The following is an 18,658-nucleotide window of genomic DNA, read 5'->3' on the forward strand; positions in this document are numbered from 1 at the left end:
AGTTTCCGTCGCCGGTGTAGGTGGCGGTGATGGTGTGTGTGCCGACGGCGAGGGTGCTGTCGGTGACGGTGGCGGTGCCGCCGGTGAGTGTTGCGGTTTGGGTTGCGCCGCCGTCGATCTGGTAGGTCACGGTGCCGGTCGGTGTGCCTGCGCCGGGCGGGTTCGCGGTGACGGCGATGGTGAAGGTGGCTGTTTCCCCGAAGTCGGTGGGACCGGCCGGGGGCGTGATGTTGGCCGTGGTCTGGGCTTGGCCGACGGTGTGGGTGTCGGTGCCGCTTGAGCCGTTGAAATCGGCGTCTCCGCTGTAGGTGGCGGTGATGTTGTGGCTGCCGACGCTCAGCGAGCTGGTGGTGATGCTGGCGCTGCCGGCCACGAGCGCGGCGCTCTGCGGGGCGCCACCGTCGATGACGAAGCTGACACTGCCCGTGGGAGTACCTGAACCAGGCGGATCCGCCGCAACAGTCGCACTGATGGTGACCGATTCACCGAACACCGACGGGTCAGGTGTGGAGGTCACCGTTGTAACCGTGTCGGCCTCGTTGACGATGTGAGTGTCGGTGTCGCTGGAGCCGGTGAAGTTGACGTCCCCGGCATAGGTGGCCGTGACGGTGTAGTTGCCGGCGACGAGGCCCGTACTGACGGTGGCGACGCCGGTGCCGTCCAGGTTGTCGTTGAGTGTCACCGTGGTGGCGCCGTCGGTGATGACGAACTGGACGTTCCCCGTGGGGGTTCCGGCGCCCGGGGCCGTAGCCGTCACCAAGGCCGCGAAGGTTACCGACTCCCCGGAACTGGACGGGTCCGGGAACGACGTCACCGTGGTGGTGGTTGCAGCCTGGTTGACGGTGTGGGTGTCGGTGCCGACGGAGCCGGTGAAGTTCGCGTCCCCAACGTAGGTGGCGGTGATGCTGTGGCTGCCGACGCTCAGAGAGTTGGTCGTGATGCTGGCGCTGCCACCAGACAGGGCAGCGCTTTGCGGAGCACCGCCGTCGATCACGAAGCTGACGTTACCCGTCGGGGTACCCGAACCGGGCGGGTTCGCCGTAACCGTCGCCGTGATGGTGACCGTCTCCCCGGACACCGACGGGTCGGGGGACGAGGTGACCGACGTGGTCGTCCCAGCCTGGATGACGTCGTGGGTGTCGGTGCCGCTGGAGCCGGCGAAGTTGGTGTCCCCACCGTAAGTGGCCGTGACGGTGTGGTTGCCGACGGTCAGGGCGCTGGTGGTGGCGGTGGCGACACCGCCGGAGAGGGTTCCGGTGAGCGTGGGACCGCCGCTGATCGCGAAGGTGACGATGCCGGTCGGGGTGCCCGAACCGGGCGGGTTCACCGTAACCGTCGCCGTGAAGGTCACCGTCTCCCCGGATACGGACGGGTCGGGCGACGAGGTGACGGTGGTGGTCGTCGCGGCCTGGCTCACCGTGTGGGTGTCGGTGTCGCTGGAGCCGGTGAAGTTGGCGTCTCCGCCGTAGGTTGCGGTGACGGTGTAGTTGCCGGCGCCGAGGGCGTTGGTGGAGACAGTGGCGGCACCGCTGCCGTCCAGGTTGCCGCTGAGGGTCACGGTGTTGATGCCGTTGGTGATGACGAACTGGACGGGCCCCGTGGGCGTCCCGGAGCCGGGGGCCACCGGCACCACGAAGGCGGTGAAGGCGACCGACTGCCCGGGTGCGGACGGGTCGGGTGTCGAGACGACGGTGGTGGTCGTCGCGGCCTGGTTGACCGTGTGGGTGTCGGTGTCGCTGGAGCCGGTGAAGTTGGCGTCTCCGCCGTAGGTTGCGGTGACGGTGTAGTTGCCGGCGTCGAGTGCCGTGGTGGAGGCGGTGGCGGCACCGCTGCCGTCCAGGGTCCCGCTGAGGCTTACGGTGGTGGTGCCGTCGGTGGCCACGAAGGTGACTGTTCCGGTGGGGACTCCGGCGCCGGGGGCCGTGGCCGCCACCTGGGCGGTGAAGGTGACCGACTGCCCGGACACGGATGGGTCGGGCGATGTACTCACCGTCGTCGTGGTCCCGGCTTGGTTGACGAGGTGGGTGTCGTTGCCGACCGAACCACCGATGAAGTTCGCGTCACCACCGTAGGTGGCCGTGATGGTGTGGCTGCCGACGCCCAGGGTGCTGGTGGTGATGCTGGCAGTGCCGCCGCTGAGCGTTGCGGTCTGAGGGGCGCCGCCGTCGATCACGAAGGTGACGGTGCCGGTCGGTGTGCCCGATCCGGGCGCGTTCGCCGTGACGGTGGCGGTGATGGTGACCGGCTGCCCGGATACGGACGGGTCGGGCGAGGAGGCCACCGACGTGGTGGTCGTAGCCTGGGTGACGGTGTGCGGGTCGGTGCCGCTTGAGGTGCTGAAGTTGGCGCTGCCGTTGTAGGTGGCCGTGACGGGGTGGGAGCCGGCCGTCAGCGCACTGGTGGTGACGGTGGCGACGCCGCCGGAGAGGGTGCCGGTGAGCGTGGGCCCGCCGCTGATGGCGAACGTGACGGTGCCGGTCGGCGTGCCCGCGCCAGGCGAGACGGCCGCGACATTGGCAGTGAACGTGACCGTCTGTCCCGTCACCGATGGATCGGGCGACGAACTCACCGTGGTGGTCGTCGCGGCCTGGCCAACGGTCTGCGTGTCGGTGCCGCTTGAGGTGTTGAAGTTGATGTCGCCGTTGTAGGTCGCGGTGATGTTGTGGGTGCCGGCCGTCAGGGTGCTGGTGGTGACGGTGGCCGTGCCGCCGGAGAGCGGTGCGGTGATGGTGCCGCCTCCGCCGCCGCTGATGACGAAGGTGACGGTGCCGGTCGGCGTGCCGGAGACGGCCGTGACGTTGGCGGTGAGGGTGACCGTCTGGCCGAACGTGGAGGGGTCGGGCGAGGAGCTCACCGTGGTGGTCGTCGGCGCCTTGCTCGACACCGTATGCGTGTCCGTCCCGGTGGAGCTGTTGAAGTTGGCGTTGCCGTTGTACGTGGCGGTGACCACGTGGTTGCCGACGCTGAGGGAGCTGGTGGTGACGGTGGCCGTACCACCGGAGAGCGGTGCGATGAGGACGCCTCCGCCTCCGCCGCTGATGACGAAGGTGACCGTGCCGGTCGGGGTGCCCGAACCGGGCGCGATCGCCGCGACGTTGGCGGTGAGCGTGACCGTCTGGCCGAAGGTCGAGGGGTCGGGCGAGGAGGTCACCGTGGTGGTCGTCGAGGCCTTGAAGACCAGCTGGTTGGTCGTGCCGCTGGAAGGACTGAAGTTGGAGTCGCCGTTGTAGTTGGCGGTGATGACGTCCAGGCCGACAGGCAGGGCGCTGGTGGTGACGGAGGCCGTGCCGCCGGACAGCGTGGCGGTGAGCGTGGGTCCGCCGGGCGTGCTGAAGGTGACGGTGCCCGTGGGAGTTCCGAACCAGAGCGGGATGACCTGGGCAGTCAGAGTGACAGGCTGTCCGAAGACCGTTGGATTCGGCGACGACGTCACCCGGGTAATGGTGAATGCCATGGTGGGGGCCCTCCGAATGCTGTGAATGGAGGTGAGCCGCTCTCATCGCCCGTCAAGCCTTCTGGTTGCTGCTCAGGGCGACTTCATCCTGTGCGAGGGGTCCTTTTACCGGTGGTTGACGACGCTTCACATCGGCTTGCAGCCGCCGTCCCCCGACAGATAGATGAGTAACTCACCGGTCGGTACCACCAGTAGGCGGGGCAGATGTGCCGCCACGCCATAGCAGTGACGTGGAATTGCCCTGGATGGCGGAGCGCTGCGCGGCTCACACGGCGCACCCGGTAAAAGCCGCCGGGCGCGGATTGGTCATATCAGCGCCGTTTTTCACTACCGGATCTCGGGCATCGGAAACAGCAGGCTGTGCCAACTCGCGTGTGTGACTTGAGGATTCGCTCGCGGGGTGCGTCATTGTGCACCGTTCGCCCGGTGCACAAAGGCTGATCACGTTGCCGGCGGCTGCTCGCGCGGTGTGGAGCGGTAAATCGCTGGCGAAGTGGCATAAAAACGGACTGGGATGGTGCGGTCACCGGTGCAAGGGCGGTACGCAGCCCGTACGGTGGACGGCTGCCGGACCGAGTCCGTAACGCCTGGGCTCATGCCGAACTGAACCTACCTGTCAGGGCAGGCGAATTCGACATTCGCGATGGTTCCGGAAGTGGCTCGGACGGCAATGGCCATCCGTTGACAGACATGAAGATGCGGGCCCCGGCCGGACCGTGGGGGGATACCCGGCCGGGGCCCGCTGATGTGGGTGGCCCCTGGTGCCCGATCTCTCGGGCGGATGTTGCGTGAGCTGTCTGAGGGATGTCGAGAGCGGAGACCCCGCGCACGCCGCCTCGCGGCTACAGCCGGGGCCGAGGAGACCCCCCAACGGCGTGCACGGGAACCGCTCTTACTCGTACGCGTCAGCCGCGGCAGAATGGCACGCTGCCGGGAGGAGCGCAGTTGTCCGGCGAGTTGCTCCTGACAAGCGTTCCCGCGATGTTCACCGAGCCGGAGGCCTCGTAGATGCCGCCGCCTGCGCCGGCGGTTGCCGTGTTACCGACGACGACGCCTCCGATGAGCGTCGACGTACCGTCCTCGTTGTAGAGGCCGCCGCCGAGGTCGGCCTGGTTGTCGCGCAGCGAGGTGCCTGTGGCGAGCAGCTCGCCGCCGACGTTGGAGATGCCGCCCCCTGATTGGCCCGCAGGGGCCTTGCCGCCCCGGAGGGTGACCGAGGACAGCTTCAGGTCGCCGCTGTTGGTGCCGCTTCCGTCGACCTTCAGGATCCGGAAGTCCGTGGTGGCGCTCGGGGAGCGGACGATGTCGGTGAAGGCCCCCGTCAGGGTGATCGGGGTGGTGATGTCGGGCAGCCCTGACGCTCCGTCGGCGCTGTGGGCCGCGGTGAGGTTGTAGGTGCAGAACGGGGCCAGCACCAGGTCGTCCCCGCCGGTCATGTTGGCTGCGTCGATTGCGGCGACCAGGGCGTTCTCACTGCAGCCCACGATGTTCGCGGCCTGGGCGTTGGTCGGGATGAGCGACAGGCCCATCGCCAGGGCCGAGGCCCCGAGGAGAGCGGAGATCCTACGGCTAGCTCGCATGGGGGGTGCTCCTTCTGTCTGGAGTTGCGAGCCGCACCAGCCGGTGCCGAGTTACGGCACCGGCTGGTGGTTCCGACCCTTCCGTGGAGGAGCCTGCCCAACGACGCCGCGACCGGGAAGTGCTTTCCGCCGGCCAAAAAGCCAACGGCGGGCCGCCTTGTCGAAACTCCTCCAGGAGGGTGGGCGGCCCGCCGGTGTGGATATGGACAGCAAAGCACCGGGCCCGGGCCCGTTCAATGAATTCAGAACTAGTCGTACTAGTCGGCGGAGTGCGGATAGCGTGCGGTGGTTTCATGTACCACCGCCCGTACCACCTCCGCGATCCCTGTTTGCGCTCCCCTGTCATTTGCCGCAGGGCCGTGGGCAGCTCATCACGCCCGGTTTCGGTGGACTTTGACGGAGAGTCGGAGGATCCGGGCGGATTCGGAATTCCGCGGGAACTGGACCTCTGTAGTCCGCGCTGCCCCGTAATCCGTGGTCGCGGTGGAGAGATTTGCGGCGCTCGCCGACCTCAGGAGGAAAACGCGCGCCACCGGAAATTACCAACGGCCGACCGGGCAAAGCACGTGCGAATGCGATTCACATTTTGGTGCATGGCAGTGCGCCGGAGACTTTAGGGGCCGGGACGCAATGCCAGGCCGGCCACCACCGCGCCCACCGCCACCAGGACGGCCGCCACGAGCAGTCCCGCGCGGTAGCCCTCCAGAAACGCGGCCGCCGGGTCGAGCCCGCGCCGTACCGCCTCGGCCTGGTGGCGTCCAACAACCGCTCCTACCACGGCGATACCCAGCAGTCCCGAGAACTCGCGCGCGGCGCTCACCACGCCGGAAACGATCCCTGACGACGTGCCGGAAGCAGTGTCCAGCGTTTTGGCGGTCAAGGGCACCGTCACGGCCGAGCCCGCTCCGATCGCGATGAGCCCCGGCAGCAGGTCGACGAGGTTCGCCCCCTCGCCTACCTGCGCCAGCAGCAGCAGTCCGGCGGCAACCGCCAACAGACCCCCCGCGGATGTCCGGTGTGCCCCGAACCTGCGGACCAGAACCGCGGTGAGCGGAGTCGCGAGGATCAGGAAAAGGGCCACCGGGCTGAACGTGAGCCCGGCTTCGGTCGGGGTGAAGCCCAACCCCCGCTGCAGAAATAGCGCGGTGAAGAAGAAGACGCCGTTGATGCCCAGCCCCCACAGCACCTGTGCGGCGACACCGCCGCTGAAGACCCTGTCGCGGAACAGGGAGAGGTCGACCATGGGCGTGCACGCGGTCCACTGGCGGACCAGGAACAGACCCAGGGCGCAGAGCGAGCCTGCGAACGCCCACATGATCCCGGGTGATACGAATCCATGGCGCGGCCCCTCGATCAACCCGTACGCACAGCCCCCCGCGGCCACGGATGACAGCGCCACCCCCGCCGGATCGAACCGCCCGTTCCAGAATCCGGCCGGGCGACCGCCCGCCCGCTCCGCCTCCTGCGCGCCGGAAACCCCGCCCCCCGGCACTGCCCCGGCCACGGCAGCCATGGCGAGCACCCCGAAGGGCACGTTGATCGCGAAGATCCAACTCCAGCCCCAGTGCTGGCTGACGAGCCCCCCGATGACCGGCCCGAGCGCGAGCGCGGCTGCCAGCGCGCCCATCCAGGTGGCGACGCCGGCCGCCCGGGCCCGGGCTCCGAGGTCGCGCGTCAGCACGGCCAGCGAGGCCGGGATGAGGAGGGCAGCCCCGACTCCCTGGAGCCCGCGGCAGGAGATGAGGGCGGTCCCGCTGTCCGCCAGGCTGCACAGCAGCGACGCCGCGGTGAAGAGCCCCAGACCTGTCAGGAGCGTCGGACGGCGGCCCCAGACGTCGGCCGACCGGCCACCCGTGAGCAGGAGCGCGGCAAAGGTCAGCGGATAAGCGGCGGCCACCCACTCCAGGCCGGGCAGGTCGAGCTGCAGGTCCTGCTGGATGCGGGGCAGGGCCACATTGACGACGGTGTTGTCCAGGCACGTCATGAAGGCTGCGAATGCGAGCGCCACCAGGAGCGCGTAGTCACCCGGTCGGCTCATCCGGGGGTACCTCCATTTCTTCATGGGTGTGCCGGACGCGGTGAATTCAGGCCGGGCTCTGCACCGGAACTCGCAAATGCGTTCGCAGCCACTCGGGGTAAATCAAACGGGCCATAGGTATTTGACATATACCGTTGGCGACTTTAACGTCCGAATGGTCAACTTTCGGCCCATTGGCCCCCTCTTTTCGTCTCCAATAGGCGGCGTTCGCCGTGGAGAGAGGGAAGCCACGTCGGATGATCCACCGGAGGGTGCAGCCACCATGTCCGCACGCCACGACGCCCCGCCCGGTACGGAGCAGACTCCGACAGCTGAAGTGGACACCCTCGTCGGCCACTTGGCCCGGGCCGCGGCGGTGGCCCCGGACGATCCCGCCTTTACCTTCGCCGACTTCACCGCGGAATCCGCGGGACGGCGCACCGTGCTCACCTGGTCCGCACTCGACCATCGCGTACGCGCGATGGCGGGGATCCTGACCCAAGCCGGAGCCGCCGGTGAGCGGGTCGCGATCGTCGCACCCCAGGGACTCGAGTACGTGATCGGCTTCCTCGGCGCCCTGCGCGCAGGCGCGATCGCGGTACCGCTGTTCCCGCCCAACCTGCCCGGCCATGACGAGCGGCTCGCTTCCGCACTGGACGACGCGCGCCCGGCGTGCCTCCTCACCACGAACAGCAGCCGGGCGGCCATCGCCGACTTCTGTACCGGCAGGCGCCTCCCGGGCAGCCCTCGTACGATCGCCGTCGACGGCGCGGAACTGGGGAAGGCCGCCGCGGGCCCTGCCGATGACGCGGCCCCTGCGCTGGTGCGGCCGGAGGACTGCGCGTACCTGCAGTACACGTCCGGGGCGACCCGGACGCCATCGGGCGTCGAGGTCACCCACGCCAATGTCGTGGCCAACGTGCAGCAGGGCGTCGCGGCCTTCGACATCCAGCGGGACCGGAACCAGGTGGTCTCCTGGCTGCCGCTCTTCCACGACATGGGCCTGGTCATCGCCGTGGCCACCCCGGTCGTCGGCCGCATCCATTCGCTGATCACGGACCCGCTGGCCTTCCTGCAGCAGCCGGTGCGCTGGCTGCGCCTGCTCGCCGAACACCCTGGAGCCGTCACGGCCGCGCCGAACTTCGCCTACGACTACTGCGCGCGGCGCGTGCAGGGCGAGCACCGGGACGGCCTGGCGCTCGGACAGGTGTCGGTGATGATCAGCGGCAGCGAGCCGATCCGCCCGGACACCGTCAGCCGGTTCCAGCAGGCATTCGCGGCCAACGGGGTGACCCCGGAGATGATCCGTCCCTCGTACGGCCTGGCCGAGGCCACCGTCTTCGTCTCCACCTCGCCGACCGGTCAGGCACCGCGGGTGACCGCCTTCGACCGGGAACTGCTGGGGAAGGGCACGGCCCGCCCCGTCGCGGGTGCCGCCCCGGGGACGTTCACCGAACTCGTCTCCTGCGGACGGCCGGTTGGCCAGGAAGTCGTCGTCGTGGATGCCGAGACCCGCCGTCGCCTGCCGGACGGCGAGGTGGGGGAGATCTGGGTGCGCGGTCCCAACGTCGCGCGCGGCTACTGGCGCAGCCCCGGCCGCAGCGCTGAGACGTTCGGCGCCGTGCTCGCCGACGACCCCTCGGACGTCGCCGGTGACCGGCATTGGTTGCGCACGGGCGACCTCGGGGTGCTGCACGACGGCTGCCTGTACGTGACGGGCAGGATAAAAGACCTGATCATCATCGACGGCACCAATCACTATCCGCAGGACATCGAGGCGACCGTCCAGGAGGCGCACGCCCTCATCCGGTACGACCACGTGGCGGCATTCGCGCTGACGGTCCACGACGAAGAGCGCCTGGTCATCGTCGCCGAGCACTCCCGCCAGATCAGTGACCCCGGCGCCGAGCGCGATGCCGTCGCACGTGCGGTGCGCGACGCCGTGGTCGCCGGGCACGGGGCGGCCGTCCACGACTTCGTACTCGCGCCGCCCGGTACGGTGCCGCGCACCAGCAGCGGCAAGGTCGCGCGCAGCGCCTGCCGCCGACGCTACCTCGCCGGCACCTGGACGGACCGCGTGGACCTGGACCGTGCGGGAGCCGGGGGAGCGGAATGACCCGACCAGAGGAAGCCGAAAACGACACGGGTGGGCCGGCCGATGCGGCCACGATCCGCGACCTGCTGAGGCGTCTGCTCTCCGAGCGCTGCGGAGTGGCCCCCGAGGACATCGAGACCGACCGGCCCCTGGTCGACTACGGCCTGTCCTCCCGTGATGCCGTCGGGATCTCGGGTGAGTTGGAGGAGGCGCTGGGCCGGGTGCTGCCGGCCACCCTGCTGTGGGGCAACCCCACGATCGCGGCGCTCGTAACCCGTCTCACGGAGGACGCGGAGGAGTCCCCGGCGGATGCGGACCAGGCGCTGCCGGAGGCGGGTTCCGGCCGTATCGCGGTGGTGGGGATGGGCTGCCGCCTGCCCGGCGGCATCGAGGGGCCCGACGAGTTCTGGGACTTCCTGCTCGCGGGCGGGGACGCCGTGAGCGAGGTGCCCGCGGAGCGCTGGCAGGACTTCGACGACGGCTCGGCGCCCACCGCGGCGGCGCTCGCCAGGACCACCCGCTGGGGGGCGTTCCTGGACGACGTAGCCGGCTTCGACGCCGACTTCTTCGGCATCACGCCGCGCGAGGCGCAGTTGATGGACCCGCAGCAGCGGCTGCTGCTGGAAGTGGCGTGGGAGGCTCTGGACCACGCCGGAATGCCCGCTCCCGGCCTGCGCGGCAGCGCGACAGGGGTGTACGTCGGCCTCAGCTCGCTCGATTACGGGTCCCTGACCACCGGGGATCTGTCCCGTGTCACCGAGTGGACCAGCACCGGCTCGGCCGGCAGCATCGCGGCCAACCGTCTGTCGTACGCCTTCGATCTGCGCGGTCCGAGCCTGACGATCGACACGGCCTGCTCGTCCTCGCTCGTCGCGCTGCACCAGGCGTGCCGCGGCCTGCGCGCCGGCGAGTGCGATACGGCACTGGCCGCGGGGGTCAACGTTCTGCTCTCGCCGATGATCACCGCAAGCTTCGACCAGGCGGGCGTGCTGGCGCCGGACGGCCGCTGCAAGGCGTTCGACGCCGCGGCCGACGGCATCTCGAGGGGTGAGGGCTGCGGAGTCGTCGTGCTGAAGCGCCTGGAGGACGCGGTGCGGGACGGGGACCGGATCCTCGCGGTGATCCGCGGAACGGCGGTCAACTCCGACGGCCGCTCGGCCGGAATGGTGGCGCCGAATCCGGTGGCCCAGCAGGCGCTGCTGCGCGCCGCTCTGCAGGACGCGGGAGCTCACGCCTCGGACGTGGACTACGTCGAGACGCACGGCACCGGCACGCTGCTCGGCGATCCGATCGAGGCGGAGGCACTCAGTGCCGTACTGGGACACCAACGTCCGCCCGACCGGCCGCTGTTGATCGGCTCGGTGAAGAGCAACCTCGGGCACCTGGAGAGCGCGGCCGGCATCACGGGAGTGATCAAAACGGTGCTCTCCCTGCACCACGGCAGGATTCCCGCGAGCCTGCACTTCCGCACGCCCAACCCGCACATCGACTTTCCGGCCGCCCGGCTGCGCGTCGTGGCTGACGCCACCCCCTGGCCCGGCGACGGCGAGCGCCCCGCACGCGCGGGCGTCTCCGCCTTCGGGTTCGGCGGCACGAACGCGCATGCCGTCCTCGAACAGTGGAAGCCGCACGGGGCTCTTCCGCACGGGGCTCTGGCGGCGCCGTCCGGGGTCGCGGACGCGGACGACAGCCGGAGGGAAGCCGCTCCGCACATCCTGGTCATCTCGGCACGCTCGGCCGACCGGCTCAGCGATGCGGCTGTCGGTCTCGCCGACTGGCTGATGACTCCGGCAGGGCTGCGGGCACCCCTGGAGGATGTGGCCTACACGCTCGGGCACCACCGGCACGGACGGACGAGCGCCGCGGTCGTGGGCCGCGGACGGGAGGCCGTCACCGAAGCGCTGCGCGCCCTCGGGCAGAATCAGCCGGCGACGGGCGTGGTGCGGCCGCGCCAGGTCGATCCCGGCGAAAACGCGGGGCCAGGGCCGGTGTTCGTCTTCTCTGGCTACGGCTCCCAGTGGGCCGGAATGGGCTGCCGCCTCCTCGAGGAGGACGACGAGTTCGCGGCCGCCGTCCGCACCCTCGACCCGGTCTTCGCGGCCGAGGCGGGTACGCCGCTGAGCGACTGGATCACCGATGGCGTACCGCTCACCGCCCTCGATCGCGTACAACCGCTCCTGTACGGACTCCAGTTGGCGCTCACCCGGACCTGGCGGGCATACGGCGTCGAGCCCGCGGCGGTCATCGGGCACTCCATGGGCGAGGTGGCCGCGGCGGTGGCGGCCGGGGCCCTCGACCCGCGCGACGGGCTTCGTATCATGCTCCGTCGCTCGGCGCTGCTCGGTGCCGTCGTCGCGGAGCGCGCCGGCTCCATGGCCGCGGTCGAACTGCACCATGACGTACGGGCCGAGGTACTCGCACGCTTCCCCGGCGTCGAGATCGCGGTGGACGCCTCGCCGCTGAAATGCACGGTGACCGGCCCGGCCGAACCCGTCCACCGTCTGGTCGCGGAGCTGGAGGAGTCCGGGGCCGCAGCCCGGATGCTCGACGTCGGCGGTGCCGGGCACTCACCCGCGGTCGATCCCGTCCTGCCCGAACTGCGTTCGGGGTTCGCGGGCATCCAGGGGCGGGATCCGGCGATCCCCTGGTACGGGACCGTGCACGAGGATCCGCACCGTACGCCCCGTGCGGACGCCGACTACTGGTGCGACAACGCCCGCCGCCCCGTGCGGCTGCGCCAGGCCGTGGCAGCCGCGGCCGCGGACGGGCACGACATCTTCCTGGAGATCTCTCCGCACCCCGTCGCCGCTCCTGCCGTACAGGAGACGCTCGACGCGGTGACCGAGCGGGAGACCCTGGTGCTGCCGACGCTGCGCCGGGACGGCGACGAGCCGCTGTTGCTGCGCACGACGCTGGCCGCACTGCACACGGCCGGTGCTCAGCAGCGGCCCGACCTGCTGTGGCCGGCCGGGCGGCGGACGGCGCTGCCCACCCCACGCTGGCGGCACCGGCGGCACTGGGTGGACGGCGCGGGCCGGGCCCGCCGGGTGGCGCGCCCGGACGGCCACCCGCTGCTCGGCACGCGCGTCGACGTCCCCGGCACGCGCCGTGCGATGTGGCGCGGAGACGTGGGCACCGACGGGTGGTACCGACCGGAGGAGCAGGTGCACGGCGTCACGGTGCTGCCCGTGGCCGCGTGCGCCGAGATGGCACTCGCCGCAGCCGCCGAGTTCTTCGGCGCCCCCGTGGAGAGCGTCGTTCTGTACGACCTGACGCTGGATCACCTCCTGCCCCTGTCCGGGACCACGCCGGTCACCACGCTGCTCGATCCGACCGGGCCGGAGCGGGCGGAGGTGAGCATCCACACCAGGTCGGCGGCCGGCACCTGGGCGCGTCATGCCACCGCCGCCGTGGAGCTCTGCGCATCGAGCGGTCCGAGCGTTCCCGGCGAGCCGGACCGCGGTGCGTTCACCGTCGCGCTGTCCCCTCCCGACGACTGCGCGCCGGACGGCCTCTCCACGCCTTGGCACGTCCACCCCGCGCTGCTCAACACCTGCCTGCGCGCCCCGGCCGCGGCGACCGGGGCCGGAACCGGTACGGAAGCGGATCCCGCGACGTCCGGCGAAGCGGCAACCGCCGTCCCCCGGGAAGCCATTCCTGTCGCGGTCGGCACGCTGCGCGTACGGCGCCCGGGTCCGGTCGCGGGCCTGTGCCGTGTCCGGCGAACGCCCGCCGAGGGCGGGGCACGGGCGGCGGTCGGCCCGGCCGGGGGAGACGTGCGGAGCAGCTGGTCCCTGCGCCTGGAGGACACCGGCGGAGCCGCGATGATCGAGGCCGACGGCGTCGTCCTGCGCGTCCCGGAGGCCGGGGAAGTACCGCTGCCGCTCCACGAGACCACCTACGAGATCGCCTGGGACAAGAGCTCAGTGCCCACCGCACAGGCGGCCGCCCCGTCGGAATGGCTGCTGCTCACCATCGGTCCCGGCGGCGATCCACCGAGCGGCAGTCGCTTCGCCACCGCGCTGCGGGCGGCCCTGGAGCAGGCGGAAGCCACGGTCACCGTCGCCCGCCACGGCGCGGGATCCGCGGAGCGGGCGCTGAACGGCCTGCTCCAGCGGACGGCGGATGGCGCACAGGCCGCCGTCGCCGTGCTGTTCACCGAGGCCGCAGGCCCGGCAGGAGCCCGCGAAGCGGTCCTCGGCGTCGCGGACGTGGCCCGCCGCCTCGCCGAAGTCCCCGGACCGGGACCAGGACAGGCTCCGCGGCTGTACCTGGTGACCGAGCGGGCGGAGGCCGTGACCGCGGGCGAGCGAGGTGACCCCGACCGCGCGTGCCTGCGCGGCCTGCTTCGCGTACTCGCCCTGGAACATCCCCACCTCAGGCCCTGCCTGATCGACGTCGACCGCTCCCCGGGCGCCGGGGACGACCTCGCACGCGAGCTGCTCGGGGACTCCGAGGCGGACCAGGTCGCCTGGCGCGCGGGCACCCGCTTCATCGCACGGCTGGCCGCTGCCGAACTCGGCGACGACGCCGCTCCTGTGGCCTTCGCGCGGCCGGGGGGCGCGTACATCGTGACCGGTGGGCTCGGCGGCCTCGGGCTGGCCACGGCCCGCCGACTCGCCGAGCGCGGCGCGGGCCGGCTCGTACTGAACGGGCGTCGCCCGCCGGGCCCCGAGGCCGAGGCCGCACTGGACGAGATGCGCGCCCTCGGTGCCTCCGTCGAGGTCGTGCAGGGGGACATCGCGGAAACCGGCACCGCGGCCCGGCTCGTGGAGGCCGCCGTCCGGTCGGGACACACTCTGCGGGGTGTCGCCCACGCCGCGGGTGTACTGCGCGACAGCGTGGTCACCGGACTGGAACCGGACGACCTGGACGCGGTGTTCCGGCCCAAGGTCGACGGCGCCCGGCGGCTGGACGAGGCCACCGCGGGCCACGACCTCGACTGGTGGCTGGTGTTCAGCTCCGCCGCCGCCCTCTTCGGATCCCCTGGGCAAGCCGCGTACGCGGCCGCCAACGCGTGGCTGGACGCCCTGGTGCACCAGCGCCGGGCCCGGGGAGTGCCCGGGGAGTCCATCGCCTGGGGGCCTTGGTCGGGGCTCGGTGCCGCGCCGGACATGACGGCGCTGGCCCTGGACCCGATCGCACCGGACGAGGGACTGGACGCCCTCCAGCTCATCATCGCGAGCGGGCGGCCGTACACGGGCGTCGTACGCCTGGACGTGCGCCGCGCCGTGCAGGCGTTCCCCGGGATCGAGGCCGTGCCTTTCTTCGCCGGTCTGGTGCGCGGCGCGGCCGAGGACAGCGGCGACTGGGGCGGTCCCGAGGCGCTGCGCGGGCTGGGGACCGAGGCCGCGCTGACGGCGGTGCTCGGGCGGCTCGCCCGGCGGACCGCGATGATCATGGGCTATGCCGAGCAGGAGATCGACGCCGGCCTGCCGCTCACCGAACTCGGGCTCGACTCGCTGATGGCCGTGCGCCTCCGCAACGCCGTCAAACAGGACTTCGGGATCGTTCTGCAGGAAACCCTGCTGAAGAGGGGGGCCGCTCTGGGTGACGTGGCGCAGGCCCTGGTCACCGCACTCGACATCGGCGACGGGACCGCGGCAACGGAGCACGAGCAGCGGTCCGCGCCGCCGTCACCGCCCGCTCTGCCCCGGGGCGTTCTGCCGCGGGATGCCGCGGAGCGGCTGGTGGCCGGGGTCTGGGCCCAGGTGTCGGGGGAATCCCTGGCAGGGGTCCACCAGGAGCTGCCGGCCGTGCGGAGCGACCAGGCCCGCGCCAGGGAGCTGGCCGAGGGCATCCGTGGCCGGCTCGGCGGGTCGGAATCCGCTCCGACCGCGGCGCAGATTCAGCAGGCCCCCACCGTGGCCGCCCTGGCCGATCTGGTCCGGCCCGCGCTGGAGGGCGGAGCGGACGGCTCGCTGCCGCGGGTCCTGCGTGATCCCGGCCCCCGGGCCGATCGCGCCCCGCTGTTCGTCTTCCACCCCGCCGGGGGACCCACGAGCGTCTACTGGCCGCTGACCGACCTGCTGCCCGCCGGTCAACCCGTCTTCGGGCTCGACCGCGTGGAAGCGCTGGAGTCGGTGGAGGACAAGGCCGAGCACTACATCCACCTCATGCGCCGCGTGCAGCCCGAAGGCCCGTACCGGCTGCTCGGCTGGTCCTTCGGCGGCTGTCTGGCGTACGAGGCGGCCACGCGGCTGCGCGACCAGGGTGAGCGCGTCGGGTTCCTCGGGCTGATCGACACCATCCTGCCCGCCGCCCTGCCGGGACCGACACCGGAGGAGATCCTGCTGGAGCGGTTCGCGCGATTCGCCGAGTACGTCGAGACCGCGTACGGCCGGCAGTTGCAACTGCCGTACGAGGAGTTGGCGGGCATGGACGAGCACGATCAGATCGAGACGCTGATGCGCCATGTCGCCGAGGCCGGGCTCGACATGAGCCCCGGCGTGCTGGAGCACCAGCGCACGTCGTACATCGACGCCCGTATCGGCGAGCGCTACCGGCCACGGCCGTACCCGGAGCGCGTCGTCCTCTACCGCGCGCAGGAAGCACAGGTGCTCACCTCCGCGATCGATCCCCGCTATCAGCGGGGCGACACGGATCTGGGCTGGGCGCCGCTGTGCCCCGGACTGGAGGTCGTCCCGGTACCCGGTGACCATCTCTCGATGATCGATCCACCGCATGTGGAGGTCATCGCCAGGCATCTCACCGCGGTTCTGGACGAGCCCACCTGACGCGCACCGCCACCAGGAGACCGGTGGTTCGGCAACACCCCGAGGCTCCCGGCACCGACAGGCATCCCGCAGCCATACCCAGCCGCACGACCGCACCGACAGCGAAGGAACTTGACCCTTGGCCCCCGAAGCAACTCCTCCCCGCCGGACCGCACGTGCCACCCGGAGTCGCCGCCTTCCGAGCGCGCGCCGCCTGCGCGTCCTGACGGCTCTCGTCGGCTGCCTGACGACCGTCTCGGCTCTGGCCATGGCCCCCATGGCCTCCGCGACGGGCACTGACCCCGAGGGTCTGTACGAGTTCCCCCGGTCCCGGGCCGACAACGGTGCCCGTGTCACCGGCGTGGAACGGCTGGACGAGCGCACCGCCGATCTGTCGATCGCGTCGCCCTCGTTGGGAGACGGAGTTCCCGTGCGGGTGATCCTGCCGCGCAGCTGGTCTCCTGACTCGAAGCGCAGGTATCCCACCGTGTACCTGCTCCAGGGAGCGAGCGACGACTACACCTCCTGGACCCGCGAGACCGATGTCGAAGAGCTCGCGTCGGACGCGGACGTGATCGTCGTGACCCCTGAGGGCGGGCGTGCGGGTTTCTACACCAACTGGTGGAACCACGGCCGCAAGGGCGGGCCGCAGTGGGAGACCTTCCACACCTCCGAGCTGCCGCAAATCCTCGAGCGCGGATACCGGGCGAACCGGCACCGCGCGGTCATCGGCATCTCCGAGGGCGGTCTGGGCGCACTCAACTACGCGGCCCACCACCGCGGCACGTACGACTTCGCGGGCTCCTTCAGCGGTGTCGTCGACACTGCCGACCAGGCTCTGCGGTGGGGCATCTACCTCACCTGCATGCGCGAGGGCGAGGACCCGGTGCGGCTGTGGGGCGACCCGGAACGGAACCGGGACGTGTGGGACGCCCACAATCCCTCCAAGCAGGCCGACCGGCTCCGCGGCACCAAAGTGCACCTGTCTTCCGCCGCCGGCATGCCCGGCTCCCTCGACAAGGGATACGACCCGACGGCGGGATTCTTCCTGGAGGGCCCCGTCTACCGCCCCAACGTCAGATTCGCCGATCAGTTGCGCGCAGCAGGCGTGGACGTCACCGCCAACTTCTATCCGTCCGGATCCCACGCGTGGCCGTACTGGGAGCGCGAACTGCACGTCGCCTGGCCCTCCGTGCTCGCCGCACTCGGGGTGGCGCCGTGACGACAACCCCCGAAAGAAGCACCGCGGAGCGGCTTGCCGAGCTCGATCGGCGCCACGAGGAGCTGGCCGCGACGTCCTCGGCAGAGGCGGTCGAACGACAGCACTCGAAGGGCAAGATGACGGCGCGTGAACGCATCGACGCCCTGCTGGACGCCGACTCGTTCGTCGAACTGGACGCCCTGGTCCGGCACCGGTGCCACGACTTCGGAATGGCGGAACACCGGCCGCTGGGGGACGGCGTCGTGACCGGATACGGCACGGTGGACGGCCGCCAGGTGTTCGTCTTCGCCCAGGACTTCACGGTCTTCGGCGGCAGCCTGGGCGAGATGTACGGACACAAGGTGGTCAAGGTGCTGGACCTTGCCATCCGCACCGGCTGCCCGGTCATCGGCATCAACGACTCCGGAGGTGCCCGCATCCAGGAAGGCGTGGAGTCGCTCGCCCTCTACGCGGAGATGGTCAAGCGCCACGTCCAGGCCTCCGGTGTCATCCCGCAGATCTCGCTCATGATGGGCCCGTGCGCGGGAGGCGCCGTCTACGCACCCGCGATCACGGAGTTCGTCGTCATGGTCGACGGCATCTCCCACATGTTCGTCACCGGCCCCGAGGTGTTGCGCACCATCACCGGCCAGTCCGTGGACCGAGAGGAACTCGGCGGGGCGCTCGGCCACAACACCATGTCCGGCGACGCCCACTACCTGGCGCAGGACGAGAAGGATGCCTTCGACTACACACGGGCCCTGCTGAGCTTTCTGCCCCCGAACAACATGGAGGACCCCCCTTCCTTCGCCCACCCCCGGGACCACGGCGCCGACGAACCGGACCCCGCACTGGACAGCCTCATCCCGGACGACCCCAGCCGGCCGTACGACATGCGCCAGGTCCTGTGCAGCGTCCTGGACATGGGCGAACTGCTCGAGGTCCAGCCGCTGTTCGCGCAGAACATCATCTGCGGCTTCGGCCGTGTCGAGGGCGAGAGCGTGGGCGTGGTCGCCAACCAGCCGATCTGCGCGGCGGGCGCACTCGACATCGACGCGAGCGAGAAGGCGGCCCGCTTCATCCGCACCTGCGACGCCTTCCACATCCCCGTGGTGACCTTCGTGGACGTGCCCGGCTTCCTGCCCGGGCTCGACCAGGAGCGGGGCGGCATCATCCGGCGCGGGGCCAAGCTGATCTACGCCTACGCGGAGGCCACGGTCCCCATGGTCACCGTGGTCACCCGCAAGGCGTACGGCGGAGGGTACGGCGTCATGGGGTCCAAGCACCTCGGCACGGACATCAATCTCGCCTGGCCGACGGCCGAGATCGCCGTCATGGGGGGCGAGAGCGCGGTCAGCGTCCTGCACCGGGAGACGCTGCAGCAGGCCGAGGATCCGGATGCGGAACGGGAACAGTTGCGCGAGGCGTACGAGCGGGCCCTGTGCAACCCCTACATCGCGGCCGAGCACGGTTACATCGACGCGGTCATCATGCCCCGGAAGACGCGGTTCCACGTCGCGAGTGCCCTGCGCATGCTGCGCACGAAGCGCGTCACGAGGCTTCCGCGCAAGCACGGGAACATCCCGCTGTGAAGG

At 70.9% G+C, this 18,658-nt stretch carries 7 protein-coding genes; 4 read left to right on the plus strand and 3 right to left on the minus strand.

The window, feature by feature from the left end:
* The 3 genes from ACTWP8_RS33600 to ACTWP8_RS33610 form a co-directional block, all read right to left on the minus strand.
* Nucleotides 1–3,454, minus strand: a 3,454-nt coding sequence (locus ACTWP8_RS33600) for a beta strand repeat-containing protein (protein ID WP_443325869.1), incomplete at its 3' end; no start/stop codon positions are given.
* 905 nt (nucleotides 3,455–4,359) lie between these two features.
* Nucleotides 4,360–5,034: a hypothetical protein gene (locus tag ACTWP8_RS33605; protein WP_443325870.1), complete on the minus strand. Its 675-nt coding sequence runs from the start codon at nucleotides 5,032–5,034 to the stop codon at nucleotides 4,360–4,362.
* Nucleotides 5,035–5,647: 613 nt separating this feature from the next.
* A complete protein-coding gene (locus ACTWP8_RS33610; protein WP_443325871.1) occupies nucleotides 5,648–7,072 on the minus strand; it encodes an MFS transporter in 1,425 nt (474 codons plus the stop codon).
* Between the two features lie 262 nt (nucleotides 7,073–7,334).
* On the opposite strand from ACTWP8_RS33610, the gene ACTWP8_RS33615 reads away from it, so the two are divergent.
* The 4 genes from ACTWP8_RS33615 to ACTWP8_RS33630 all read left to right on the plus strand — a co-directional run bounded on the left by ACTWP8_RS33615 (nucleotide 7,335) and on the right by ACTWP8_RS33630 (nucleotide 18,655).
* Nucleotides 7,335–9,167 (plus strand): fatty acyl-AMP ligase, encoded by a 1,833-nt coding sequence (locus ACTWP8_RS33615; RefSeq protein WP_443325872.1) that lies wholly within the window; start codon nucleotides 7,335–7,337, stop codon nucleotides 9,165–9,167.
* Entirely contained in the window at nucleotides 9,164–15,883 is a 6,720-nt protein-coding gene (locus tag ACTWP8_RS33620) for an SDR family NAD(P)-dependent oxidoreductase (protein WP_443325873.1), read from the plus strand. Before ACTWP8_RS33615 ends, ACTWP8_RS33620 begins: the two co-directional genes overlap by 4 nt.
* A 118-nt stretch (nucleotides 15,884–16,001) precedes the next feature.
* On the plus strand, nucleotides 16,002–17,084 hold the full coding sequence (locus tag ACTWP8_RS33625) for an alpha/beta hydrolase (RefSeq protein WP_443325874.1): 1,083 nt from the start codon (nucleotides 16,002–16,004) through the stop codon (nucleotides 17,082–17,084).
* On the plus strand, nucleotides 17,081–18,655 hold the full coding sequence (locus tag ACTWP8_RS33630; protein WP_443325875.1) for an acyl-CoA carboxylase subunit beta: 1,575 nt from the start codon (nucleotides 17,081–17,083) through the stop codon (nucleotides 18,653–18,655). The genes ACTWP8_RS33625 and ACTWP8_RS33630 overlap by 4 nt, the downstream gene beginning before the upstream one ends.
* Nucleotides 18,656–18,658: the final 3 nt, after the last annotated feature.

Origin of the sequence: Streptomyces sp. 7N604 (assembly GCF_052245475.1) — a bacterium.
Classification (GTDB): domain Bacteria; phylum Actinomycetota; class Actinomycetes; order Streptomycetales; family Streptomycetaceae; genus Streptomyces.